This window comes from Shouchella rhizosphaerae, assembly GCF_036700015.1.
GTDB classification, from domain to species: Bacteria; Bacillota; Bacilli; order Bacillales; family Bacillaceae_D; genus Shouchella; species Shouchella rhizosphaerae.
In genome coordinates, this window is the sequence record NZ_CP144921.1 from 2948968 (window position 1) to 2974677 (window position 25710).

Genomic DNA, 25710 nt, shown 5'->3' on the forward strand with positions numbered 1-25710 from the left:
TATTTTGAAAACGGTTACATTATCGTGAAAACTCAGTAAGATAAGAAAAATAATACGAAAGGAGAGAAGTAGAGAGTGTTCATAAAAAAAAGCATATGGACTATGAGTATGGGTGTTGCTTTACTAATTAGCGGCTGCTCGATGCCAGTTCAAAGCGGATCCGTTAACGCAGAAGGGGAATGGGAGCCGGACCGTTCCATTGAGTTTATTGCTCCGGCGGCAGCTGGGGGCGGCTGGGACACAACCGCAAGAATGCTTGCCAAGGCAATCGATGAAGAAAAGATTGCTGACCATAGTTTTGGCGTTGTCAACAAACCTGGCGGCGGCGGGGCGGTTGCTTGGGCATACATCCATAAGCGAAATGACCCCCATAATATCTTTATCGCCTCGCCACCGTTGCATTTTGTCGCCTTGGCCGGGCAGTCTCCATACGGCTACGAAGACTTTACGCCGATTGCCAACTTAATTGCCGATTACGGGGCCTTCGCTGTCAGAGCTGATGCAAAGTGGGATACACTGGAAGAATTGTTTGCCGATATGCGCGAAGATCCGAGCCAAGTAACGACGATTGGCGTGTCATCTCCAGGAAGTATGGACCATATGCAGTTTGTCTTATTTGCCGATGCAGCTGGTGTAGATATTACAAAAATTCGTTACGTGTCTGATCAGGAAGGCGGGGCAATGACTTCTGTTTTAAATGGCAGCGTTGATGTTGTGTCAACAGGTGTGTCAGAAGCTGCTGAACAGGCTCGTGCCGGCAAAATGAAAATTCTTGGCATCACAGCCCCTGAACGGTTGGAAGGCGAGTTTTTGTCAACATTGCCAACGGGAAAAGAACAGGGCATAGATGCAGAATTTGTCGTATGGCGCGGCATTTTTGGGCCGCCAGATATGACCAATGAACAGCTAGCTTATTATGAGTCGATCTTTAAACAAGCTTCTGAGTCGGAATCATTTGCAGAAGTGCGCGAGGCGTATGGATGGGATGAAATGTACATGGATTCCGAGTCGTTCGCTGCATTTTTGGAAGAACAAGCAGAAGATTTGGAAGCGGTTTTAGATGAACTAGGCTTTCGCCGCGACTAAAGGAGGGATAACATGAGACTCACAGTCAATCGAGGGATTTCGATTGTGTTGATTGGTATTGCAGTTGTTTATTTAGTGATGGCGTTCCAATTGCCAGAATATGCGTTTGTTCCTGTAGATTCAGACTTAGTGCCGAAATTGCTCGGAGCAAGTTTGCTCATTCTAGGAGTTTGCTTTTTCTTTGCAAAAGACACTGACACAGAAGAGCAAAAGCAAAAGCGGACGATTCCTAAAACAGAACTGTGGATGCTACTTGCGGTCATGGGGCTTATTTTAGTCTTTATTACGTTTTTAGAAGTAATCGGTTTTGTCATCATGACCACGTTATTCATTTTTGTATGTTCACGACTTTTAGGGTATCAAAAGTGGCTTGTTAATGCGATTACATCGATTGTCTTTTCGATCGGCGTTTATTGGTTGTTTAATTACGGGTTAGCGATTAGGCTGCCAGCTGGCATTTTGCCGTTTTAAGGAGGGAGAATATGGGCTCATTTGAAGGGCTGTTGCAAGGCTTTCAAGTTGCATTCAGCTGGGAAGGAATTCTTTTTGTTTTTATTGGCGTGCTTCTTGGCACGATCATTGGGATGATCCCCGGACTCGGGCCAATTAGCGCAATTGCGATTATGATACCGATTACGTACGGCATGAATCCGACGATTGCACTTGTGATGATGGCCGGCGTCTATTATGGGTCGATGTATGGTGGCTCAACGTCGTCGATTTTGTTGAATGCTCCAGGTGTCGCCGGAACCGTTGCCGCTGCGTTTGACGGTTACCCGATGGCAAAGCAGGGGAAGGCGGGGAAAGCCCTTGCGATATCGGCGATTTGTTCGTTTGTTGGCGGTACAGTCAGCGTTGTGTTGTTGATGCTGTTTGCGCCAATGTTGGCAAGCGTTGCGATTTACTTTGGCCCGCCAGAATATTTTGCACTTATGCTTCTCGGTTTGACTGCTATCGCAAGTTTAAGCGACGGGTCAACATTGAAAGCGCTAACATCAGCAGTGCTTGGGTTTATAGTAGTGACAATCGGAATTGATTCACAGACAGGGACAACCCGTTTTACGTTTGGGAGCGTCAATTTGCTTGATGGCATCGATTTTCTCATTATTGCGCTAGGTGTCTTCGCCATAGCTGAAGTGTGCTTTCTTATTTTAAACCGGAAAGAATCGATGAGTGGGTTTAAAAACATCGGCAGCTTAAAATTAAGCAAATCCGATTTTAAAGAAATGAAAGGGCCGATGACAAGGCAGTCTCTCCTTGGCTTTCTTCTTGGTATTTTGCCAGGGGCAGGCGCAACGATTTCATCGTTTATCGCCTACATTTCTGAAAAAAGACTTGCTAAAAAACCAGAAGAATTCGGCAAAGGCTCGATTAAAGGACTTGCTGCTCCTGAAACAGCAAACAATGCGGCAACAAGCGGCGCATTTGTGCCGTTGCTCAGCCTCGGCATACCTGGTTCAGGCACAACAGCTGTCATGCTTGGAGCGTTTCTCGTACTAGGCGTCCAACCTGGCCCATTGTTAATGACTGAAAACCCAACTGTGTTTTGGGGCGTTATCGCCAGTATGTATATCGGCAATGTGTTCTTATTAATTTTAAACTTGCCTCTTATTCCTTACTTTGTAAAAATATTAGCGGTCCCACGGCCTTTGCTTATTTCACTTGTTATCGTATTTAGTATGGTCGGCGTATACGCGGTCAGCTTCAGCACATTTGACCTTTATTTACTCGTTTTATTTGGAATACTCGGCTATTTAATGAGGATCTTTGCTTTCCCGGCAGCTCCTTTCATCCTTGCTTTTATTCTTGGAGGGATGATGGAACAGATGCTGCGCCAATCATTAACGATTTCAGATGGATCGTTCATGATTTTCCTGCAAAGCCCACTCGCGGTATCGCTATTTGCCTTAACGCTTATTGCGTTAATTTTCCCAGAATGGCGGAAAAGAAGAGCAAACCGAAAACAGGACACCAATCGTACAATCGGTATGTAGGCAAGCCGCCCGAAATGGGCGGTTTCTTTCATGTGGCTTAAGACATCATTTCCGGACAGTAAGTTTGGAGTTGGATGGTATTATAGTATGCCCAATACAAGCTAGTTAGAAGCTGGTAAATACCAAACAAAGGCATGCTAATTAGGCCTGTCGTTTTAAACCGGTTGCATTTAGGGAATAATGACATAAACTAATATATACTAATGTATATACATCAAAGAAGGAGCGGCAGTATAATGAAAGAACAAAGAGGAGGTAAGAATATGTCCTTCAAAGTCCATCCCTGGGGAAATAGCAGTGCTGTACCGGTCCCATCCCATGTACGTAAAGTATTAGGAATTGAAAACGGTTCTGAGGTGGAAATTGAGGTCAAAGATGGGGCAATGATTGTAAAGCCAGTGAAAAAAGACGAAGGAGTTGACCAAGGGTTTATCGATTTCTTAAAAAAAACGGATAAGAAATTTGAGACAGTGACACGAAACTTGGTTGACCGGTAAAAATGAAATATCCAAGTGTGCAAGAAGTCATTAGGATTAATCATTATGTGATCATGAAATACTCACCTGATGAACAAATTGGCGTAAAGGAAATGAACTTACTGGAATCGGCTCTACATCGTCCAAAACAATCAGTGCTTGGAAAAGATGCATATTCTACTATCTATGAGAAAGCCGCAGCTTTGTTTCAATCATTAATGCAGAACCATTGTTTTTATAATGCTAATAAACGAACGGCCTTATGGTCGGTTGAATATTTCCTTGTTATGAACGGCTATGAATTGACAAATGATCAAGTTGAGCTTGAACGATTTACAGTAGCAATTGCGACGGATCATTTAAAGGTGGCCGATATTAGCAAATGGCTTCGCAAGCACAGTTCTCTTCAAGAGCATAAAGGATAAACCGTACCATTTTATTAAGTATAGAAGCCTTTTTTTAGCTTATTGAGCTGAAAATGTCGGCTTTTTTTATCTGACAAGCAGTTTTGAAACCGGATGTAAGGTGGTCTCCTGTATGGCTGGCAGGCCTTTTAAAAAATACGCTAATATGCCTCCATTCTAAAAAACGAATCTCTAATAGCGAAAATAGACTTGGTTATAAAAAAATCTTATTTTACGGTTGTTACGGCCTTTTCTCGGTACGAATCGGGAATGGGCCGTTCAATGTTTTTTAACTCATATAGATGAGGCGAAAAGGGTGGCTTGTGGTAAAATCGCTGTAGGTAAACTAGCTTTCATGTCAGGAGGAAAAAGTGAAACCGAAAAAACAAACTTTTGAAGTTGGGGCCAATGAAACGATTAGCGATTGCTTGGCGCGGATGGAGCGTGAAGGCTACCGGCCAGTAAGGCGGATCGAGAAGCCCGTTTTTGCCCAGAAAAACAGCAAAGCAGAGCCTGAGTATGTGCGGCAGCGCATTGTTTTTGAAGGCATTCAAACAGATGGCAATGATTTTGCGTAACGGTTCTTTCGTTTAGTTGGGAAATAGCCGACATCTAGCTTTTCCCTTTTAATTCGTTACCCGGCAAAGGCTAAGACGTCCATATAGCTTTAAGGGTGGAAAAGCATGATCATTTAGGAGGACACCATGACATATCAAAAAGCATTAGAGGCATACATTAACGCAACGAATACCCATGATTTTAATGAAGTAAAAAAAATTCTGCATCCTGAGGCGGTGTACTGGTTTACAGATAAAACATGTACGTCTCTGGAGGACATCGGAAACTACTTCCAACACGCGTGGCAAATCATTAAAGAGGAAGTTTACTCTGCGACAAATGTTCACTGGTTAGCTGCTGATGAGAAGGTCGCAACATGCATTTACACGTACCGGTATGAAGGATACCATAATGGCAAGTTTGTTTCAGGCAGTGGCAGGGCAACGAATGTTTTCACCGTCTATGATGGCGAATGGAAATTAATACATGAACATTTAAGCGGGAGTATATAAAGAGTGGTTTTGCACCACTCTTTTTATGCATGACCAGTATTGTGTCTCGGTGTAGACAACAGAACCGAGGTGCCTTTATCGTATGGTTGGCTGTTGCATTTAATAAGATGGTTAGGATGGGAGAGAGTTCTGGAATAATGATGGGAGGATGAGGAATTTGGGTTCACGAATCATGCACCTAATGATCGCTAATCGAATAGCGGAGTATTTCCCTGTTGAAGATAAGCAGGCGTTTTTGCTTGGCGGCATTGCTCCGGATGCTGTGTCGCCGAAAGAGTTGTCCCATTTCTTTAAAGGGGAGTTGCAAGACTATTCAAGGAGGATTGACTATAACGGATTTCTAGACAAATATCGGTCGCAAACAGAAAGTGACTATATATTAGGCTATTTCGTCCATTTGATCGCTGATGATTTATGGTTAAAAGGTTTTTATTTGCCATGGTTGAAAAACCGGTTGGAGGCCGATAACGAACTGTCTAACTTGTATTATCATGATTTTCGCTTATTGAACGCAAAGTTATTAAAACACTATGGCTGTGCAAATGAATTGAACCCCATGCTTCGGTCCCTACCGACCATTTGTGAGTTTCAAGAAGTAAAATCGCATGATGTGGAATCATTTCTTCCTGATGTAATCAATGATATGGAGTACGAGGAAGACGTCATAAACGAGACACTAAATGTATTTACGTTTGATCAGATCATTGGTTATATCGAAACATCGGTTGATAAAGGATTAGTACGGCTGAAGGCCGTCAAGCGATAGAGAGAGTTGGAATAGAATAAGGCTGATTTTATAACAATGAAAGGAGAGGTTAAGGTTAAAAATAGGAGGGGAGAATCGAATGGATAACGCTACGTATGTCTGGTATGCCAGCTACGGATCGAATATGAACAGGGAGCGGTTTCTTTGTTATATAAGAGGCGGCCAGCCAGAGGGGGCGGAGATCGAAGAAGTTGGTTGTTCAGATCCTGCCCACCCAATAAAGGAAACGGCGCATCGATTGCCTTTCCCGCTTTATTTTGCTCAAAACTCAACCCGTTGGCAAAAGAAGGGCGTTGCTTTTATTGGCTTGACTCCTTTAGCGGGGGCTTATACGTACAGCCGGAAATATTTAATAACGAAGGAGCAATTTGAAGATGTCGTTAAACAGGAAAATAACGGGCTCGCTTTTTCAATTGACATCGACGATTTGAAGCAAAGAGGGAGGAAAGCCGTACTTCCTTCTTGGTATGGCACAGTGCTTTATGCAGGGGAAGAGGAAGGGTTCCCTATTTTCACTTTTACGGCAAAGTGGAAAAAAGAAGTACCGTTCCATGCCCCGTCCTTTGAATACTTAAGGATGATCGTGAAAGGGCTGTATGTCTATGTAGGATTGCCGCAAAGGGAGATCGTCACGTATTTGCGCGATAAGCCAGGAGTAGCTGGAAACATAACAGAAGAGGAACTATGGAATCTTGTAAACAGTATGACATAAGGTTCATCTTCCCTAAAAACCACGAATAAAGGATACAACGTGGTTTTTAGGGATGCGCATCCGCGTGTATAATGTAGGAATCTAGCTAGTATGGAATCCCTGGCGATGGTTTCGTTGTCCGATTACTCCGCATTTGCTTGCCATTCCTTTTTTAACAAGCCATAAACGACATGGTCGTGGTGCGAATCTCCAACGATTTCAGCATGGCGGATAACCCCTTCTTTTGTAAAACCAAGGCGTTCGGCGACGGCTTGGCTCGCTTTGTTTTCTGTCGCCGCCCGAAGCTCCACTCGTTCTAAATGATAGTAGTCAAAGGCTAGTTTTAATAGAGCGTGGGCAGCTTTTGTCATGAGTCCCTTGCCACAAAACGCCTCACCGAGCCAATAGCCGATCGTTGCCGATTTATTTTTCCAGTCAAACTGGTGAAAACCGATGACGCCTGCTGCTTGGCCTCTATGCCATATGCCAGCGTGCAAGCCGCTGTTAGCGCCAAAGTCCTGCATACTAGAGCGGATGAACGCTTCCGTGTCTTCTAGTTTGTTCGTTGACTCGGCCCACGGCATCCATGGACGCAAGTGTGCTTTTGAGTTTTGAATTAGTGCAAAAATCGCCGGCGCATCTTGAAGGTCAAGTACTTTTAAGTAAACATGATCGTCGATTTCAAACGTAAACACGTCTCTTCCCCCCTTTTAAGATTCATCTAGTATAGCAAGGGGGGTGAGAAAAGCCAATGTTACTTAACGACAAACGCATTGCGGTATAACGATGGATAGACGGCATTGGCGAGCATCACAAGGCCATTAAGCATGAGAAGCAAAGCAAAAACGACAATCACGGCTTGCAGGTAAGGAACACTAAGCCAAAACACCATAAATAACCCAGTTTGCATAAGCGCAGCTGCTATTGACGATTTGCTTGTCGCTGTCAAAAAAGAAAGGGGCGCGCTTGCTAGCAAAAAGTATGCAGCCAAAAGCAAAACATGCCAATCGTTGCCTTGGAAAAATACAAGAATAACGGGGATATGCCAACAGGCGATAATGGCGCCGACAATGAGCGATGATTGCCAAAAAGGCAATCTAGTAAACTCTTTTTGAAAAAAACCACGCCAACCGATCTCTTGCAATAGGGCAGCTAAAAAAACGAGCAGCCAAATAAACGGATTCGTCATCAGCGCAGGAGCGATAAGCATAAAAGAAGACAATAGGACAAAACAAAAGAACAGCGGGACGAAAACGGCAACAATCCACCAGACGTTTGGTTTCCCAGATAGAAATACATGGGTAAAGAATGAGTCGGTATAGTTTGATAAATGCAACGTATAAGCAGCAAATAGCGGGCTCGCTGCGGCAAAAATAGCAAGGTATAAAACCGGTGTTTGCGGGACAGCAAGCGCGAGTGCGGCGCATCCCCAGGCAATGCCGAAAACAATAAACAGAAAGAGGCGTTTGGTTCGTTGTTCAAAAGCGCTCATTGTCTGTCCTCCTCATCACAATCACAATCATGAAGTTATATCATTCAATCAATGTACATTATGCTATGCAGCAATTGGGCATTTGTTTCAGCAGTGCCTAAAAAAGATAAAAACGAACAATGTAAAATACTTTCGATAAAATGTTCGACTATTTGTTGACACTTACGAGGAGGATGCGTAAACTAAAAGGGAAAAAGCAAGTTAAAAACGAAAACACCTCATATATACTCGGGAATATGGCTCGAACGTTTCTACCCGGCAACCGTAAATTGCCGGACTATGAGGGGAAGTCATTACGCGCATATTAGCCTTTTCGGCATAGAATTTGCGAACTTTCTCTCATGGAGTGTCAGGAAAGAAAGCGGTTCTATGCTTTTTCTGTTTGCAAAAAAGACAAGAGTGGGGGATGTGACATGAAACAGCCGATTGTCGGCATCATTATGGGCAGTACTTCTGATTGGGAAACGATGCGCCATGCCAGTGAGATTTTAGACGAACTTGGCGTTCCTTATGAAAAAAAAGTCGTGTCCGCCCACCGTACTCCTGATTATATGTTTGAATACGCGGAACAAGCGGAAGAGCGGGGGCTTCGTGTCATTATTGCAGGGGCAGGGGGAGCGGCCCATTTGCCAGGAATGGTCGCGGCAAAGACGCTTCTTCCAGTCATTGGCGTTCCTGTTGAATCACGTGCCTTAAAAGGGTTGGACTCCTTGTTGTCGATTGTGCAAATGCCAGGAGGAGTACCTGTGGCTACTGTGGCAATTGGCAAAGCAGGTGCAACCAATGCAGCGCTTTTGGCTGCGCAAATGATTGCAACAACGGACAAGGTCTTGCAACAACGATTGGCAACGCGCCGTGAACGCATTAAAAAGACCGTTCTAGAAAGCAGTGGTGAACTCGTATGAACGAAGTGAAGCCAGGGAGCACGATCGGCATTATTGGCGGCGGCCAACTGGGCCGGATGATGGCGTTGTCGGCTAGGCAAATGGGTTACCGGATTGCCGTGCTTGACCCGACTCCTGACGCTCCGTGTGCCCAAATCGCGGACCATGTGTTTACGGCCGCCTATGATGATGTAGAAGCGTGCAAACACCTTGCCAATGTAAGTGATGTCATCACATATGAGTTTGAAAACATAGATGAAAAAGCAGCTAAAAAAATCACAGAGTTAAGCGACTTCCCCCAAGGGTTTAAAGTGCTTGGGACAACACAGCATCGTCTTAAGGAAAAGCAAGCGATCTCTGCTTTAGGGGTGCCCGTCGCCCCATTTTCCCCGATTTATGAGGAAGCCGATATCGAAGAAGCACTCAAGGAAGTAGGCTTGCCAGCAGTTTTGAAAACTTGCCGCGGCGGCTACGATGGCAAAGGCCAAGCGGTTGTACACACAAAAACGGAATTAGAAGCAGCCGTAAAAACGCTTCTTGCCTCAGGGGAGCTTGTGCTCGAAGCAATGATTCCTTTCGAACGGGAAATCTCGGTTATTGTCGCTAAATCGCGCAATGGCGAAGTGAAGACATTTCCTGTAGCGGAAAATGAACATAAAGACAACATTCTCCATCGTACGATCGTTCCGGCCCGCATTCAAAGCGAAACAGAAGAACAAGCGCTTGAGTTGGCTGTCAAAATAGTGAATGGTTTGCAGGCAGTCGGGCTGTTAGCGGTAGAAATGTTTGTCAACAAAGATGGGTCGTTGCTTGTAAACGAACTCGCCCCTAGACCCCATAATTCAGGGCATTATACAATAGAAGCGTGCCGCACTTCCCAGTTTGAGCAACATATCCGCGCTGTGTGCGGACTGCCACTCGGATCGACTGAATTGTTGGCTGCCGCGGCAATGGAAAACATCCTTGGAGACGATGTTGCCCCATTGCTTGGCCGCCTTGACCGTCTCGGCTCCGTTTCGTTGCACCTGTATGGAAAGAAAGATGCTAAACCAAAGCGGAAAATGGGGCACGTAACGGCGCTTGGAAACGATGCCGATCACTGCCTACGCTTACTGGATGAATTGTGGCTACAAACGACTTTACATTAATTGTTGGAGGAAACAACGAATGATTGAACGGTACACACGCCCAGAAATGGGTGCTATTTGGACAGATGAAAACCGCTATAATGCATGGCTTGAAGTAGAAATTGTCGCTTGTGAGGCTTGGGCGGAGCTAGGCGAAATTCCGAAAGAAGACGTGGCGAAAATTCGCGAGAACGCAAGCTTTCGTGTAGAGCGTATTTTGGAAATTGAAGAAGAAACGCGCCATGACGTGGTCGCCTTCACGCGGGCTGTATCAGAAACGCTTGGCGAAGAGCGGAAATGGGTTCATTACGGCTTAACGTCAACAGACGTCGTTGATACAGCGCTGTCGTATTTGCTAAAACAAGCAAACGCGATTCTGGCAGAAGACTTAAACCGCTTTTTAGACATTATAAAAACAAAAGCGCAAGAACATAAATATACGATCATGATGGGGCGCACACACGGCGTCCACGCAGAACCAACGACATTTGGCTTAAAGCTCGCCCTTTGGTACGAAGAAATGAAACGAAACATTGAACGCTTCCACCATGCGGCTGAAGGCGTCCGCTTTGGCAAGCTTTCAGGGGCAGTTGGCACATATGCCAATATTGACCCACGCGTCGAGCAAATTGTGTGCGAAAAGCTTGGCTTAAACCCAGCGCCGATTTCCACGCAAACGCTCCAACGTGACCGCCACGCCGAATACATGGCAAGCTTGGCGTTAATCGCGACATCGATTGAGAAATTTGCCGTCGAAATTCGCGGCCTGCAAAAAAGCGAGCTGCGCGAAGTCGAGGAATATTTCGCAAAAGGGCAAAAGGGCTCCTCGGCAATGCCACATAAACGCAACCCAATTGGCTCTGAAAACATGACAGGCCTTGCCCGGTTGATGCGTGGGTACATGAACACGGCTTATGACAATGTTGTCTTGTGGCATGAACGCGATATTTCCCATTCATCGGCCGAGCGTGTCATTTTGCCAGATGCAACAATTGTGCTCAATTACATGCTGAATCGGTTCGGCAACATTGTTAAACATTTAACGGTTTTCCCTGAAAACATGAAGCGTAATATGACACGCACTTACGGGCTCATTTATTCACAGCGTGTGCTCCTTAGCTTAATCGACAAAGGCATGGTCCGTGAAGAAGCCTATGACCTTGTCCAGCCGAAAGCGACACAAGCGTGGGAGGAAGGCGTTCAATTCCGTGAACTGGTGGAAGGAGAGCCACGCATTACGAATGTGCTGTCGCCAGAGGAATTAAATGAGTGCTTTAACTATGAACACCATATGAAGCATGTCGATACAATTTTTACACGTCTTGGTTTAAACGACTAATATCCATAAGGGGCTGAGCAAGCAATGGTTAAAGGGGAATTGCTTTACGAAGGCAAAGCCAAACGGATTTTCCGCAGCAGCGAAGAAGGAGAACTGTGGGTCGAATATAAAGATGACGCCACAGCTTTCAACGGGGAAAAGAAAGAGACGCTTGCAGGCAAAGCACGGCTCAATAATGAAATTTCTTCTCTCATCTTTGCCACGCTTGCGAAAAAGGGGATTCCGTCGCACTTTATACGGAGATTATCTGACACAGAACAACTGGTCAAACAAGTAGACATTATTCCTCTTGAAGTAGTCGTCCGCAATGTTGTCGCTGGCAGCATGGCTAAACGACTTGGCATTGAAGAAGGAATTGCGCTGAAAAAGCCTCTTGTGGAGTTTTATTATAAGGACGATGCCCTCGGTGACCCATTGGTGACCGAGGACCACATCGCCATTTTAGACGTCGCTGCGGCAGAGGAAGTAGCGCAATTAAAACAAATGGCCGCTGCTGTGAATAACGAGTTAATCGAGTTGTTTGCTACGGTCGGTGTGCAATTAATTGACTTTAAGCTTGAGTTTGGCCGCACGCAAGCAGGGGAGCTGCTCCTTGCCGATGAAATATCGCCAGATACGTGCCGGCTATGGGATAAAGACACAAAGGAACGTTTTGATAAAGATCTTTTTCGCAGAAATCTAGGAAACTTACAAGAAGGCTATCAAGAAATTTTATCCCGGCTAGGAGGGCTTTACCATGTATAAAGTGAAAGTCTATGTCACCTTGAGAGAAAGTGTGTTAGATCCCCAAGGAGGCGCTGTCAAAAGTGCGCTCCACGCGATGGATTACCAGGAAGTTACAGATGTCCGCATCGGCAAGTATATGGAATTGCAGCTTGAATCTACTGAAAAGCTTGAAGAGCGCGTCAAAGAGATGTGTGAGAAATTGCTTGCCAATACCGTTATTGAAGACTACCGCTTTGAAGTGGAGGAGGTTGTCCCATCATGAAGTTTGCGGTCATCGTGTTTCCAGGCTCTAATTGCGATGCAGACATGTACCATGCCATTAAAGACGGACTTGGCGAGGAAGTCGAATATGTCTTCCATACGGAAACGTCTTTAGACGGTTTTGATGCCGTGCTTCTTCCAGGTGGCTTTTCCCATGGCGATTACTTGCGTTCTGGAGCCATTGCCCGCTTTGCGCCAATTATGCCAGCAGTCATCCAAGCGGCTGAGGCAGGCAAGCCAGTACTCGGCGTTTGCAATGGATTCCAAGTGCTTCTTGAAGCCGGTTTGCTTCCTGGAGCAATGAAGCGCAATATTGATTTAAAATTTGTGTGCCGTACAGTTGAATTGGTTGTCGAAAACAACGAAACGATGTTTTCTTCTGGCTATGAACAAGGGCAAACGATTCGCATTCCTGTCGCTCATGGCGAAGGCAACTATGAATGTGATGACGAAACGCTAGCAAAGCTTCGTGAAAACAAGCAAATTGTCTTTCGTTACAATGAGCATGTCAATGGCTCCAAAGGCGACATTGCTGGCATTACCAATGAACGGGGCAACGTGCTTGGCATGATGCCGCACCCAGAACGGGCAACGGAAACATTGCTCGGAAACGATCAAGGATTGGCTGTTTTTACATCGATCTTACGCAACTGGAGGGAATCTCATGTCACAGCTTCTTGAGCCAAGCGCTGAAACGATTAAAGCCGAGCGATTATATCGAGAAATGGGCTTGACGGATGATGAATTTGCACTGGCTGAAAAAATCGTCGGCAGGCCTTTGAATTTCACAGAAACAGGCTTGTTTTCCGTCATGTGGTCTGAGCATTGCAGCTATAAAAATTCAAAAGTACTGTTGAAAAAGTTTCCGACTGACGGCGAGAACGTGCTCCAAGGCCCAGGTGAAGGGGCAGGCATTATCGACATTAAAGACGAACAGGCGGTTGTGTTTAAAATTGAAAGCCATAACCACCCGTCTGCCATTGAGCCGTACCAAGGCGCTGCGACTGGCGTCGGCGGCATTTTGCGCGATGTTTTTTCGATGGGTGCCCGTCCTGTCGCATTGTTAAACTCGCTCCGCTTTGGCGAACTCGAATCAAAAAAAGTGAAGTACTTGTTTGAAGAAGTTGTGGCGGGGATTGCTGGGTACGGCAATTGTGTCGGCGTACCGACGGTCGGCGGAGAAGTGCAATTTGATCCGTGCTACGAAGCGAACCCCCTGGTCAACGCAATGTGCGTCGGTTTGATCGACCATAAAGACATTCAAAAAGGCCAAGCAAAAGGTGTCGGCAATACCGTTATGTATGTCGGCGCAAGCACAGGTCGTGATGGCATTCATGGCGCAACTTTTGCCTCTGAAGAGTTAAGCGAAGCCTCCGATGCCAAACGGCCAGCTGTCCAAGTCGGCGACCCGTTTATGGAAAAGCTGTTGTTGGAAGCTTGCCTAGAAGCGGTTCAATCGGATGCGCTTATTGGCATCCAAGATATGGGTGCCGCTGGCCTCGTATCTTCTTCATCCGAAATGGCGAGCAAAGCAGGGTCAGGGATCGAAATGAACTTGGACCTAGTGCCACAGCGTGAAGCAGGGATGACGCCGTATGAAATGATGTTGTCAGAATCACAAGAACGGATGTTGCTCGTTGTTGAAAAAGGGCGAGAACACGAAATTAAAGCGATTTTTGAACGGTGGAACCTGCATGCTGTGGAAGTCGGTGTTGTCACAGATGATCGCCGGCTCCGCTTAACCCATAAAGGCGAAATCGTGGCCGATGTGCCCGTTGATGCCCTGGCAGAAGATGCCCCTGTTTACCATAAGCCGTCAAAAGTGCCTGCCTATTTTGATGCTTTTCAACAACAGGCCCCTTATATTCCTGAAATCACAGAAGCGAATGAAACGCTGCTGAAGCTTTTGGCTCAGCCAACGATTGCCAGCAAAGAATGGGTGTATGAGCAATATGATTATATGGTGCAAACGAATACCGTTGTCGAGCCTGGCTCAGACGCTGCGGTGATCCGCATCCGCGGTACGAATAAAGCATTAGCAATGACAACCGATTGCAATTCCCGCTATTTGTATGTAGATCCAGAAATGGGCGGCAAAATTGCGATTGCGGAAGCCGCGCGGAATCTTGTTTGTTCAGGAGCGAAGCCACTTGGCGTAACAGACTGCTTGAATTACGGCAATCCGGAAAAACCAGAAATTTTCTGGCAGCTAGAAAAATCGACCGATGGCTTAAGCGAAGCATGCCGGGAGCTAGGGACGCCTGTCATTGGCGGCAACGTGTCGCTTTATAATGAACGGTCTGGCGGTGCTGTTTATCCAACTCCTGTCATCGGCATGGTTGGCTTGGTTGAAGACGTTGCTCATATTACGACGCAGTCGTTTAAAAATGCAGGTGACTTGATTTATGTAATCGGTGAAACAAAAGCAGAGTTTGGCGGCAGCGAGCTGCAAAAAATGCTAGTTGGCGAACTGTCAGGGAAAGCGCCGGAAATTGATTTGGCTGTAGAGAAAGCCCGCCAACAGCAATTGTTGAGCGCAATCAAACAAGGGCTCGTCCAGTCTGCCCATGATGTTGCCGAAGGCGGGCTTGCCGTTTCCTTAGCAGAAAAAATGATGGAATGCCCGTTTGGCGCTGAAGTCAGTCTATCCCTAAGCGCAGCCGAACTGTTTGCCGAAAGCCAATCACGTTTTATTGTCACTGTGAAGCCTGGCGATCAACAACGATTTGAAAATACGGTCCTTGATGCGGTTGTCGTCGGGGCTGTTACGGAAAGTAGAAAATTGACGATTCGTAACGAAAATGGAAATGCTGTCATTGACCTTTGCCAAGATGAATTAGTGAAAGCCTGGAAAGGGGCTATTCCATGTTTACTGAAATCAAAGGCTTGAACGAAGAATGTGGCGTATTTGCCGTTTGGGGCCATAAAGAAGCTGCGCAAATTACGTATTATGGGTTGCACAGCCTCCAGCACCGCGGCCAGGAAGGCGCAGGCATTGTCGTGTCCGACGGAAACAAGCTCTCTGCCCATAAAGGGCTCGGCCTAGTCAATGATGTGTTTAATCAAGATGTCTTGCGTAATCTTCAAGGGAAGGGCGCGATTGGCCACGTCCGTTATGCGACGGCCGGTGGAGGCGGCTATGCCAATGTCCAGCCGTTGTATTTCAATTCGCAAAAAGGCGGTCTTGCGATTGCGCACAATGGCAATCTTGTCAACGCCAATCACTTAAAACACCAGCTTGAAGCACAAGGGTCGATCTTCCAGTCCACATCGGATACGGAAGTGCTCGCCCATCTCATTAAACGCAGCGGCTACTATACGTTAGAAGAACAATTGAAAAATGGGCTGTCTTCCTTAAAAGGCGCCTATGCATTTGCTGTCATGAATGAGCGCCAACTGATGGTCGCCCTTGATCCAAATGGGTTGCGTCCTCTTTCCATCGGACGTTTAGGCGATGCGTATGTCGTTGCTTCAGAGACATGTGCGTTCGACATCATTGGCGCCACCTATGAGCGTGAAGTAATGCCAGGTGAACTGCTCATTATTGACGATACAGGCTTGCGCAGCGAACGCTTTGTTTCTCCAGGGAACCGGGCGATTTGCAGCATGGAATACGTTTATTTTGCGCGGCCAGATTCAAACGTGGATACCATCAATATTCATACAGCGAGAAAAAATTTAGGAAAACAGCTTGCGATTGAAGCGCCAGTGGAAGCGGATGTGGTGACAGGCGTGCCTGATTCCAGCATTTCCGCAGCAATTGGCTATGCTGAGCAGTCTGGCATTCCTTATGAGTTGGGCATGATTAAAAATCGCTATGTCGGGCGCACCTTTATTCAACCTTCACAAGAATTACGGGAACAAGGGGTAAAGATGAAGCTTTCCCCTGTGCGTGGCGTAGTCGAAGGCAAACGAGTTGTTATGATTGACGATTCGATTGTACGGGGAACGACTAGCCGCCGCATTGTCCATATGCTTCGTGATGCAGGGGCAGCTGAAGTCCATGTCCGCATTTCATCGCCACCGATTAAACATCCGTGCTTTTACGGAATTGATACGTCGACGACGGAAGAATTAATTGCTTCCAACCACTCAATCGAAGAAATGCGGGAAATCATGGGGGCTGATTCACTTGCTTTTTTGTCGACTGAAGGCTTAAAAGCAGGGATTGGCCGTTCTGAGGCGATGCATAATTGCGGGCAATGCCTTGCCTGCTTTACAGGCGAATACCCAACGGAGATTTATGCCGACACCGTGCATCCGCACGCGAAAGTATAGCAAAGAATCGGAGGAGAGCATTCGTGTCAAACGCATATAAAGAAGCAGGGGTCGATATTGAAGCTGGTTACGAAGCAGTAAACCGAATGAAACGGCATGTGGAACGAACAGCAAGAAAAGGGGTACTTGGCGGTCTAGGCGGATTTGGCGGCAATTTTGACCTTTCTACGTTAGGGTTAAAAGAGCCTGTACTCGTATCAGGAACGGACGGCGTTGGCACGAAGTTAATGATTGCTTTCATGGCAAATAAGCATGACACAATCGGCCAAGATGCAGTCGCCATGTGTGTCAACGACATTGTCGTACAAGGAGCTGAACCGCTCTATTTTTTGGATTATCTAGCTTGTGGAAAAGCAGTGCCAGAAAAAATTGAAGCGATTGTCAAAGGCGTCGCCGATGGTTGTGAAATAGCAGGCTGTGCCCTTATTGGGGGGGAGACGGCGGAGATGCCTGGCATGTACGAGGAAGACGAGTACGATTTAGCCGGTTTTTCAGTCGGGGCAGTCGAGAAAAAAGACTTGCTGACAGGCGAACATATTCAAGCAGGGGATGTTCTGATTGGGCTCCCATCAAGCGGTCTTCATAGCAATGGCTTTTCCCTTGTCCGCAAAGTATTGTTGCAAGATGCAGGCCTGACGTTGCAGACTGAATGTGCCACACTAGGCAAGACGCTTGGAGAAGAGCTTTTGACGCCGACAAAAATTTACGTAAAACCGTTGCTTGCCTGCCTCAAACAAGGGTTGCTTGCTGGTGCAGCCCATATTACCGGAGGCGGCTTTTACGAAAACATTCCCCGCATGCTGCCAAAAGGCGTAGGCATTCATATTGACTACGGTTCATGGCCGATACCGCCGATTTTTTCATTGATCCAAGAGCAAGGCGGTCTATCTGAACAGGATTTGTTTCATACGTTTAACATGGGCATTGGCATGGTGCTCGCTGTACCTGAGGACAAACACCAACAAGCGCTCGCCACTCTTGAAGCTAATGGGGAAGACGCCTATATTATTGGGCGGGTAACGCCAACAGAAGGAACGGTGATTGGGGGCATTGGTGCATGAAGGTCGCGGTCTTTGCTTCTGGGACGGGAACGAATGCCGAAGCGCTCATCAAAGCAGCAAAAACAGGCGAACTTGGCGGAGAAGTCGCGCTTGTCGTCAGCGATAAGCAACATGCTCCAGTACTCGAAAAAGCGCGGAATTTGGGGGTGAAGGCGGAGCATCTTTCCCCACAATCTTTTTCCGATAAAGCCGCTTATGAACAAGCAATCTTGACGCTTCTTACAAAAGAAGGCATCGATTTTATTGTGTTAGCAGGTTATATGCGGTTGATTGGACCGACGTTGCTTGAAGCCTATGAGGGAAAGATGATCAATATCCATCCATCGCTTTTGCCTGCGTTCCCTGGTTTGGACGCAATAGGCCAAGCATTGGAGGCAAAGGCAGACACCACAGGCGTAACCATCCACTATGTCGATGCAGGCATGGATACAGGTCCGGTAATTGCCCAACAGCAAGTAGCAATTGCCAAAGGAGAAACGCGGGAGACGTTAACTGCAAAAATCCAAGCCGTCGAGCACACGCTCTATCCGGCGGTTGTAAAACAAGTTTTAAACGAGCATGTTGAGGGGGAACAGCAATGACGAAGCGAGCACTTGTTAGTGTATCAAATAAAACAGGCTTAATCCCATTTGTAAAAGGGTTGGCAGAAGCAGGGGTGGAGATCCTATCTACTGGCGGCGGCACCAAACGGGCATTAGAAGAAGCGGGCATCGCTGTTGTCAATGTGTCAGATGTAACGGGCTTTCCGGAAATTTTAGATGGCCGTGTCAAAACACTCCATCCGAACATCCACGGCGGCCTCTTAGCGATGCGCACTAACGATGAACATATCAAACAAATAGAAGAACTTGGCATTGAGCCGATTGATTATGTTGTCGTCAATTTGTATCCATTTGCAGAAACAATCGCCAACCCAGACGCGTCATTTGCTGACGCGATCGAAAACATCGATATCGGTGGTCCGAGCATGCTCCGCTCCGCTGCTAAAAACCACGCCGATGTAACAGTAGTGGTAGATCCAGCCGATTATGACGCTGTGCTTGCTTCCCTTGACGCAAGCAAAGAAGAGCAACTTGCCCTACGGCAAAAACTAGCTGCAAAAGTATTCCGCCATACAGCGGCCTATGATGCGATGATCGGCAGCTACCTAACCGATGCCGTTGGCGAGGAAAATCCCGAAAGCTTGACGGTTACGTATACACATAAACAAACGCTCCGTTACGGGGAAAATCCACACCAAAAAGCTGCTTTTTATGAAAGCAGGACAAGTTCGCCGTCATCCATTGCCCAAGCAAAACAACTTCATGGCAAGGAATTGTCTTACAACAATATCAATGATGCCAATGCAGCGCTTGAAATCGTAAAAGAATTTAGCGAACCTGCGGCGGTAGCTGTCAAACATATGAACCCATGCGGTGTTGGCACTGGCGCCACTGTTGGCGAAGCCTATACGCGCGCTTATGAAGCAGACCCGAAATCAATTTTTGGCGGCATTGTAGCCCTGAACCGAGAGGTGGACCGTGCAACTGCTGAAAAAATGGCGGCGATCTTTTTAGAAGTCATTCTCGCCCCTTCATTTAGCGAAGAGGCAAAAGCGATTTTGCAGCAGAAAAAAAACATCCGTCTGCTAGAAGTCGCTGTTACTAAAGGCGAGCTGGAGAAAAAGCTTGCCTCCGTCCATGGCGGCTTGCTCATTCAGGAAGAAGACCATTTAGGTTTTGACGACGGGGACATCCGCATTCCAACGAAACGGGAACCGACAGAAGAAGAATGGACGGCGTTGAAACTCGGCTGGAAAGTTGTCAAGCATGTGAAATCAAACGCAATTGTGCTTACGAACGGCGAAATGACAGTCGGCATTGGCGCTGGCCAAATGAACCGTGTCGGTGCCGCAGCAATTGCAATTGAACAAGCAGGTGAACGGGCGCAAGGCGCTGCCCTCGCATCGGATGCGTTCTTTCCGTATGGAGATACAGTTGAAGCAGCCGCAAAAGCGGGCATTACCGCGATTATTCAGCCAGGCGGCTCCGTTCGTGACAACGAATCGATTGAAAAAGCAGATGAATATGGAATCGCCATGGTCTTTACAGGCGTACGCCACTTCAAACATTAAGGAGGTACCTATGAATGTGCTTATTATTGGCGGCGGCGGGCGCGAACATGCGATTGCATGGAAAGCGAAACAAAGCAGCCTAGTCGACAATGTCTATGTAGCCCCAGGAAACCCAGGAATGGAAGAGGTCGCTACATGCATAGGGCTTGCCGAATCAGACCATGACGCACTCGTGCAATTTGCGATCCAAAGCGATATTGGCTTAACAATTGTTGGGCCAGAAGCGCCGCTGTTGGCAGGGCTTGTTGACCGTTTTGAAGAGGAAGGGTTGCCTGTGTTCGGCCCGCGCCAAAGTGCGGCGCTCCTTGAAGGGTCGAAGTCGTTTGCGAAAGAGATCATGACAAAATACAGCATTCCAACGGGCAAAGCCAAAGCGTTTTCCGATTACGAGGAAGCGGTAGCATACGTAAAGCAAGAAGGAGCGCCGATTGTAGTAAAAGCTGACGGCCTTGCTGCCGGCAAAGGCGTCACCGTCGCTTTGACAGAGGAGGAGGCAATCGCTGCCCTCCGCCATGTGCTAGTCGAAAGTGCATTTGGCGAAGCAGGCGCACAAGTCGTCGTCGAAGAATACCTCGAGGGCGAGGAACTATCGCTTATGGCGTTTGTGAGCGGCAATACCGTTGTGCCAATGGTCGGAGCCCAAGACCATAAACGTGCCTATGATGGCGATCAAGGCCCGAATACAGGCGGAATGGGAGCCTATTCGCCTGTTCCACAATTCAAACAAGCGGACGTGGAACGCGCTGTAGTAGAAGTATTGCAGCCAGCAGCGGACGCCATGGTTAAAGAAGGCCGGCCATTTACAGGCATTTTATACGCTGGCTTGATGATGACCGCCCAAGGGCCAAAAGTAATCGAATTTAACGCCCGCTTCGGCGATCCAGAAACACAAGTGGTCTTGCCACGGCTAAAATCTGATTTAATTGACGTGATGGTGAAATTGCTAAACGGAGACAAGGTAGAACTTGAATGGAAACAAGAAGCGGTTGTCGGCATCGTCCTTGCGAGTGTCGGTTATCCCGGCTCCTATGAAAAAGGCGTGTCCATTGTTGGCATTGAAGCAGCTGCAACGAAAGGTCTTGTGTTCCATGCAGGCACAACAAAGCAAGGGAACGTTTGGCAAACCAATGGCGGGCGCGTCTTGTTGACTGCTGCCACTGGGCATTCGATTGCCGATGCCCAGGCGGCTGCTTATCAAGCTGTGAAAGAAATTAAAAGTGACGGCTTGTATTACCGAAATGATATTGCAGTAAAAGCGATGGAAGCGGCGAAGCAACAGAGTACCGTTGTTAGACGAGGAGTGTAGGCGATCGACTCGGATGTGCGTTTATGAACAGCGGTTTCCTTGCTTTGAAACAATTGACTTGCGCAAACGCCAACGTAAACGAGCGTTTGTCTACAACGTGACCAATGGCGCTAGGGGATGAGTGCCATTGGTCTTTTTTGGAATTATCCTGTCAATCGAGCAAACAATGTGCTGATTTGCTAGAGCAAGAGCCCTATTTTCGCTATAATGGATCCATATCGTTTTTAAAGAATGGAAATGAACGGCCGTGCAACGATTGATCAAGAGATGTTGACGTTGTCATACTGCTTGTTTTGTTTTTGACGACGGCGGATTGGCTATTAGCTGATCGTCGATGTTAGTAATATAAGGGAGGAATCCGGCGAGTGGGCACTTATTCCAAAGCAAACATGCTAGATTTGCTTGAAAAACTAGTAAATATCGATAGCGGTTCCTATGACAAAGAGGGAATCGACCGAGTAGGCTCTTTTCTTTATGAGCAATACAAAGCATTAGGGTTTTCAGCCGTTATCCATGAGCAAAGCACCTATGGGAACCACATGACGATCACCCATCAAGAAGCACGTGATCCAACCATTCTGTTGCTTTGCCACTTAGATACGGTTTTTCCAACAGGCACAGCAGCCAAACGCCCTTTTTCAATCAAAGGAAACCGTGCCTATGGGCCTGGGGTAGTCGATATGAAAGCTAGCCATGTTTCATTGCTTTCAGCTGTTTCTGCGCTAGCGGCAAACCATGATTCCGCCTTACAGAACATCGCCATTTTGCTGACGAGCGATGAGGAAATTGGCGCGCCTTCTGGAAGAAAGATCATTGAAGCCGAAGCAAAAGGCAAAAAAGCAGTCCTCGTCATGGAACCGGCACGCAAAGACGGTTCCCTTGTAACAGCAAGGCGAGGCGGCGGTACTTATGTCATGAAAGTGAACGGAAAAGCTGCCCATGCAGGCATTGAACCAGAAAATGGGAGAAGCGCGATTGAGGAGCTTGCGCATAAAATCGTTGCCCTTCACGGGTTATCCGATCAAAAAGCGGGCACAAATGTCAATGTCGGCCTAATAAAAGGCGGGACATCCGTCAACACAATTGCCGACTATGCCGAAGCAAGCATAGACATCCGCATTTCTAAGCTTGAACAAGCAGCTGTTTTGGAGAAAAAAATACAGAGCATATGCAAGACTCCTACCGTAGAGGGAACAGCCATTGAGTTAATAGGCGGGATCACAAGGCCGCCAATGGAACGGAATGAGCAGACGGTCGATCTGTTTAACGTGATCCAAAAGGAAGCACAAGCTCTCGATCTCACGTTAACGGAAACAGCGACAGGGGGCGGATCAGATGCCTCATTCACATCGGCATTAGGGGTTGCTACGATTGACGGCATGGGCCCTGTTGGCGGCAATCCTCATAGCGAAGAGGAGTATGTAGAAATCGATTCCCTTCAGGAGCGATCATTGCTTTTGGAACGGACGCTTGTTCGATTGTCCAAATGAATAGGAAAAATGGCATCAAGGAAACAGCAAAAAGCTGTTTCCTGAGGTTGCCAAGCTGCAAAAGAGAATGATAGATGCAACGTGTTTGAAGTCTAGATGTTTATTCTCTTTGCTATAACTAGACAAACGATGCATGTAGCGGAGGGGTGATGGGATGCCAACTATCAAAGATATTGCGAAACGCGCGAATGTTTCTACAGCAACCGTTTCTTATGTAATAAACAATACGAGGTATGTGAGCCCAGAAAAACGAGAACGGGTCGAACGTGCTATAAAAGAATTAAATTATGTACCCAATGCAGTCGCAAGAGGATTGCGTGTAAGAAGAAGCAAAGTGATTAGTTTAATTATTGCTGACATTGCAAACCCGTTTTACCCTGACTTGGCTAAAGCATGTGAAGAGACGGCTAAGAAAGAAGGGTATACAGTAACGATTATGAATACAAATGATGAACAGGGAAGCTTGCCAAAAGCCATTTCGCAATTAAGAGAAGGCACTGTCGAAGGATTGATTGTCACAACTGCGTTAAACACGGATGTGCCTTTTCTCGAACAACTTTTACAAGAAGGGTACCCCATTGTTTTAGCCCATCGTTGCCCTGAAATGGACATTGATACCGTAATGGCTGACAATTTCCAAGGAGGCTTTGAGGCGGCCAACCATCTGATCGAGTTAGGCCATGCAAAAATTGCTTTTATGAGAGGGGTCCAACACTCGCCCATTGATGCTACACGTACCCTAGGATATAAAAAAGCAATGGAGCTAGCGGGTTTTCATATATTGGAGGAGTGGTTGCCAACTGGGTTAGCTAATTATGAAAAAAGCTATCAAGAATGTATGCGCTTACTTGAACTGCCAAAAGATAAACGGCCAACGGCGCTCATTAACATCGGCGATATCGGCGCACTTGGAGCAATTGACGCAGCTTCAGACAAAGGCTTGAGCGTCCCTGACGATCTTGCTGTCATTGGATTTGATGATTTATTTCTCGCTAACTTGCGCTCTGTCCAATTAACGACTGTGCGGATGCCCCGGTTTGAAATCGGGCAACGAGCAACCGAACGTTTAATTGAGAAGATGAAAAACCGAACAGATTCAAGGAAGCTTCAGGTGACGTTGCCTGTTGAACTGATTAAACGGAAAACATGTGGATGGAAAAAATAAATTGTAAGGGTTTACATTAGGGAGGTGATTGTTTACAATAATAAAAACGCTTACAAGAAAATCTAATCGATTAAATTGAACAGTAAGACTCAAAGTTAAAAGGAAATCTAATCGATTAAATGATCCTGAAAGGGGCTATTCATGTTTGATTTAACGGGAAAGAAAGCGGTTGTTACTGGAGGAGCAAGAGGATTAGGAAAAGGGATAGCCACCGCCTTAGGGAACGCTGGCGCAGAAGTGGTGCTTATTGATATTTCGCATCAACTTGACCATATTGTCCAAGAATTAAAGCCACGTTTTAAAGTTCACAGTGTTTATGGCGATTTGTCTACATTTGCAGGCAGAGAAGAGGCGTTTCAAAAAGCAATTTCTCTATTAAACGGAAAAGTAGATATTCTTGTCAATAGCGCAGGCATTCATGATAGGCGTGCTTGCTTTGATCTCCCAGTAACGGATTTTAATAAAGTGATGGAAATCAACCATACAGCCGTGTACCATGCATGCCAATTTTTCGGAAAGACAATGGTAGAGCAGGGAAGTGGAAAAATGATCAACCTTGCGTCTATGCTTACATTCTTTGGCGGATTCAATGCCACTGCCTATGCAGCAAGCAAAGGGGCCGTTGGTCAGCTGACGAAATCGCTTTCAAACGAATGGGCTGGCTATGGTGTGCAAGTGAATGCCATTGCTCCAGGCTATATGGCAACGGAAATGAACAAGGATTTGTTAGAGGAAACAAATGAGAGGCTTCCGCAAATTAATGCCCGCATTCCTGCTCGGCGCTGGGGAACCCCAGAAGACGTAGGGGGAGCCGCAGTATTTTTAGCATCCGATGCAGCAAATTATGTAAGCGGTGTCATCCTGCCAGTCGATGGCGGGTATGCAGCCCGTTAGGGATAGTCTGGTAGGAAACATTAAGAAGGAGAGGAATAAATAATGAGAGCATCCGTGTTAAAAGCTTTAAAAACGATTGAGTTGGAAGAGCGGACCAAGCCAGAGCCAGGAGCAGGCGAAGTTTTGATTCAGATGAAAGCCGTCGGTATTTGTGGGTCAGACCTCCATTATTACGAGCATGGCCGCATAGGAGAGAGGGTCGCAAAGCCGCCATTTGTCCTTGGGCATGAATGTGCAGGCGTAGTTACAAAAGTCGGCCCAGAAGTAGCAGATTTAAACGTAGGCGACCATGTTGTCATTGAGCCTGGATTGCCGTGCGGCGAATGTTCTTCGTGCCGAGTAGGTCACTATAACCTTTGCCCAAAAGTATTGTTTCTTTCCAGCCCGCCTAATGACGGCGTATTGATGGAATATATATGCCATCCAGCTAAATTTACATATAAAATGCCAGAAGGCCTGTCGTTTGAATTAGCTTCTCTTGCGGAACCTCTTTCTGTAGGGTTGTACACAGCCCAAAAGACATCGATTCAACCAGGTTCGAATATCGTCATTATGGGAATGGGGCCTGTAGGATTGTGCATGATCCTTGCAGCCAAATGGTACGGAGCGTCCAACATTGTCGTCACAGACATCGAACCGTACCGACTAGAAATCGCCAAAAAGATTGGCGCAATGGATACAATTCAAGGCAACCATGAAGCAGACAGGGCCGGCCTTTTGGCTGAAGCCGATCGTTTAGGCGGGTTTGATATGGTCATTGATACGTCTGGTGCAGAAGCTGCATTTGATATGGCAGTGAACTTGCTAAAAAGGGGAGGCACTATCGGCGGAATAGGCTTTCCTGGAGGAGCAAAGTCTACGATTCCGTTGCTGAAGATGATGCAGAGGGAAATTGTTTACCAACCGATCTACCGTTACCGCCATACGTTTAAACATGCGTTGGCCTTATTGGAAAAGGAACAAGAAGCGGCCCAATTGTTATTGACCGATTTTTTCCCGATGAGTCAAATAAGCGCTGCATTTGACTACGCTGCATCAAATAAAGACAAAAGCATAAAAGTCATCATCCACCCAGATAAATAACGTA

27 protein-coding genes and 1 riboswitch are annotated in these 25710 nt (G+C 46.7%); of the genes, 25 read left to right on the forward strand and 2 right to left on the reverse strand.

Annotated features, from left to right (window positions below; all coding sequences use genetic code 11):
* Positions 1 to 102 precede the first annotated feature (102 nt).
* The 9 genes from V5G21_RS14605 to V5G21_RS14645 all read left to right on the forward strand — a co-directional run bounded on the left by V5G21_RS14605 (position 103) and on the right by V5G21_RS14645 (position 6508).
* Positions 103 to 1086, forward strand: a complete 984-nt coding sequence (locus V5G21_RS14605; protein ID WP_422397436.1) for a tripartite tricarboxylate transporter substrate binding protein — start codon at positions 103 to 105, stop codon at positions 1084 to 1086.
* Between the two features lie 12 nt (positions 1087 to 1098).
* On the forward strand, positions 1099 to 1557 hold the full coding sequence (locus V5G21_RS14610) for a tripartite tricarboxylate transporter TctB family protein (RefSeq protein WP_095237337.1): 459 nt from the start codon (positions 1099 to 1101) through the stop codon (positions 1555 to 1557).
* An 11-nt stretch (positions 1558 to 1568) separates the two neighbouring features.
* Positions 1569 to 3080, forward strand: a complete 1512-nt coding sequence (locus tag V5G21_RS14615; protein WP_011245870.1) for a tripartite tricarboxylate transporter permease — start codon at positions 1569 to 1571, stop codon at positions 3078 to 3080.
* A gap of 263 nt (positions 3081 to 3343) precedes the next feature.
* Positions 3344 to 3577 carry an AbrB/MazE/SpoVT family DNA-binding domain-containing protein gene (locus tag V5G21_RS14620; RefSeq protein WP_338464869.1) on the forward strand — a complete coding sequence of 78 codons (234 nt, stop codon included), beginning with the start codon at positions 3344 to 3346 and terminating at the stop codon, positions 3575 to 3577.
* 53 nt (positions 3578 to 3630) lie between these two features.
* Positions 3631 to 3981, forward strand: coding sequence for a type II toxin-antitoxin system death-on-curing family toxin (locus V5G21_RS14625; protein WP_422397437.1), 351 nt, complete (start codon positions 3631 to 3633; stop codon positions 3979 to 3981).
* Positions 3982 to 4331: 350 nt separating this feature from the next.
* Positions 4332 to 4538, forward strand: coding sequence for an NETI motif-containing protein (locus V5G21_RS14630; protein WP_073304978.1), 207 nt, complete (start codon positions 4332 to 4334; stop codon positions 4536 to 4538).
* Between the two features lie 126 nt (positions 4539 to 4664).
* A complete protein-coding gene (locus V5G21_RS14635) occupies positions 4665 to 5030 on the forward strand; it encodes a YybH family protein (protein ID WP_011245874.1) in 366 nt (121 codons plus the stop codon).
* Positions 5031 to 5187: 157 nt separating this feature from the next.
* Positions 5188 to 5796, forward strand: coding sequence for a zinc dependent phospholipase C family protein (locus tag V5G21_RS14640; protein ID WP_338464871.1), 609 nt, complete (start codon positions 5188 to 5190; stop codon positions 5794 to 5796).
* A 79-nt stretch (positions 5797 to 5875) separates the two neighbouring features.
* Entirely contained in the window at positions 5876 to 6508 is a 633-nt protein-coding gene (locus V5G21_RS14645; protein WP_011245876.1) for a hypothetical protein, read from the forward strand.
* 122 nt (positions 6509 to 6630) lie between these two features.
* Here V5G21_RS14645 and V5G21_RS14650 read toward each other — a convergent pair whose 3' ends face one another.
* Together V5G21_RS14650 and V5G21_RS14655 are read right to left on the reverse strand one after the other, a co-directional pair.
* Positions 6631 to 7182 carry a GNAT family N-acetyltransferase gene (locus V5G21_RS14650; RefSeq protein WP_011245877.1) on the reverse strand — a complete coding sequence of 184 codons (552 nt, stop codon included), beginning with the start codon at positions 7180 to 7182 and terminating at the stop codon, positions 6631 to 6633.
* Positions 7183 to 7241: 59 nt separating this feature from the next.
* Positions 7242 to 7979, reverse strand: a complete 738-nt coding sequence (locus V5G21_RS14655; protein WP_338464872.1) for a type II CAAX prenyl endopeptidase Rce1 family protein — start codon at positions 7977 to 7979, stop codon at positions 7242 to 7244.
* Between the two features lie 198 nt (positions 7980 to 8177).
* Positions 8178 to 8279, forward strand: a riboswitch (purine riboswitch).
* A 113-nt stretch (positions 8280 to 8392) separates the two neighbouring features.
* On the opposite strand from V5G21_RS14655, the gene purE reads away from it, so the two are divergent.
* The 16 genes from purE (at position 8393) to V5G21_RS14735 (ending at position 25706) form a co-directional block, all read left to right on the forward strand.
* The gene (gene purE / locus V5G21_RS14660; RefSeq protein WP_011245879.1) at positions 8393 to 8884 is read left to right on the forward strand and encodes a 5-(carboxyamino)imidazole ribonucleotide mutase; all 492 of its coding nucleotides are present in this window, start codon (positions 8393 to 8395) and stop codon (positions 8882 to 8884) included.
* Complete coding sequence (gene purK, locus V5G21_RS14665) at positions 8881 to 10011, forward strand: 5-(carboxyamino)imidazole ribonucleotide synthase (protein ID WP_011245880.1); 1131 nt, start codon at positions 8881 to 8883, stop codon at positions 10009 to 10011. The genes purE and purK overlap by 4 nt, the downstream gene beginning before the upstream one ends.
* A gap of 19 nt (positions 10012 to 10030) precedes the next feature.
* Positions 10031 to 11329: an adenylosuccinate lyase gene (gene purB / locus V5G21_RS14670; protein ID WP_035204813.1), complete on the forward strand. Its 1299-nt coding sequence runs from the start codon at positions 10031 to 10033 to the stop codon at positions 11327 to 11329.
* 24 nt (positions 11330 to 11353) lie between these two features.
* A complete protein-coding gene (gene purC / locus V5G21_RS14675) occupies positions 11354 to 12073 on the forward strand; it encodes a phosphoribosylaminoimidazolesuccinocarboxamide synthase (RefSeq protein WP_035204815.1) in 720 nt (239 codons plus the stop codon).
* Positions 12066 to 12317 (forward strand): phosphoribosylformylglycinamidine synthase subunit PurS, encoded by a 252-nt coding sequence (gene purS / locus V5G21_RS14680; protein ID WP_011245883.1) that lies wholly within the window; start codon positions 12066 to 12068, stop codon positions 12315 to 12317. The genes purC and purS overlap by 8 nt, the downstream gene beginning before the upstream one ends.
* Positions 12314 to 12997: a phosphoribosylformylglycinamidine synthase subunit PurQ gene (gene purQ, locus V5G21_RS14685; protein ID WP_011245884.1), complete on the forward strand. Its 684-nt coding sequence runs from the start codon at positions 12314 to 12316 to the stop codon at positions 12995 to 12997. The genes purS and purQ overlap by 4 nt, the downstream gene beginning before the upstream one ends.
* Positions 12981 to 15206 (forward strand): phosphoribosylformylglycinamidine synthase subunit PurL, encoded by a 2226-nt coding sequence (gene purL / locus V5G21_RS14690; protein ID WP_035204817.1) that lies wholly within the window; start codon positions 12981 to 12983, stop codon positions 15204 to 15206. Before purQ ends, purL begins: the two co-directional genes overlap by 17 nt.
* Positions 15182 to 16594: an amidophosphoribosyltransferase gene (purF, locus tag V5G21_RS14695; protein ID WP_011245886.1), complete on the forward strand. Its 1413-nt coding sequence runs from the start codon at positions 15182 to 15184 to the stop codon at positions 16592 to 16594. The genes purL and purF overlap by 25 nt, the downstream gene beginning before the upstream one ends.
* Positions 16595 to 16617: 23 nt before the next feature.
* On the forward strand, positions 16618 to 17655 hold the full coding sequence (gene purM / locus V5G21_RS14700; protein ID WP_035204822.1) for a phosphoribosylformylglycinamidine cyclo-ligase: 1038 nt from the start codon (positions 16618 to 16620) through the stop codon (positions 17653 to 17655).
* Positions 17652 to 18236: a phosphoribosylglycinamide formyltransferase gene (gene purN / locus V5G21_RS14705; protein ID WP_035204825.1), complete on the forward strand. Its 585-nt coding sequence runs from the start codon at positions 17652 to 17654 to the stop codon at positions 18234 to 18236. The genes purM and purN overlap by 4 nt, the downstream gene beginning before the upstream one ends.
* Positions 18233 to 19768, forward strand: a complete 1536-nt coding sequence (purH, locus tag V5G21_RS14710; protein ID WP_011245889.1) for a bifunctional phosphoribosylaminoimidazolecarboxamide formyltransferase/IMP cyclohydrolase — start codon at positions 18233 to 18235, stop codon at positions 19766 to 19768. Before purN ends, purH begins: the two co-directional genes overlap by 4 nt.
* Before the next feature lie 10 nt (positions 19769 to 19778).
* On the forward strand, positions 19779 to 21074 hold the full coding sequence (purD, locus tag V5G21_RS14715; protein ID WP_035204828.1) for a phosphoribosylamine--glycine ligase: 1296 nt from the start codon (positions 19779 to 19781) through the stop codon (positions 21072 to 21074).
* Between the two features lie 365 nt (positions 21075 to 21439).
* Positions 21440 to 22564, forward strand: a complete 1125-nt coding sequence (locus tag V5G21_RS14720) for a M20 family metallopeptidase (protein WP_011245891.1) — start codon at positions 21440 to 21442, stop codon at positions 22562 to 22564.
* A gap of 154 nt (positions 22565 to 22718) precedes the next feature.
* Positions 22719 to 23729: a LacI family DNA-binding transcriptional regulator gene (locus tag V5G21_RS14725; RefSeq protein ID WP_011245892.1), complete on the forward strand. Its 1011-nt coding sequence runs from the start codon at positions 22719 to 22721 to the stop codon at positions 23727 to 23729.
* A 141-nt stretch (positions 23730 to 23870) separates the two neighbouring features.
* The gene (locus tag V5G21_RS14730) at positions 23871 to 24623 is read left to right on the forward strand and encodes a glucose 1-dehydrogenase (RefSeq protein ID WP_011245893.1); all 753 of its coding nucleotides are present in this window, start codon (positions 23871 to 23873) and stop codon (positions 24621 to 24623) included.
* A 42-nt stretch (positions 24624 to 24665) separates the two neighbouring features.
* Entirely contained in the window at positions 24666 to 25706 is a 1041-nt protein-coding gene (locus tag V5G21_RS14735) for an NAD(P)-dependent alcohol dehydrogenase (protein ID WP_338464875.1), read from the forward strand.
* Positions 25707 to 25710: the final 4 nt, after the last annotated feature.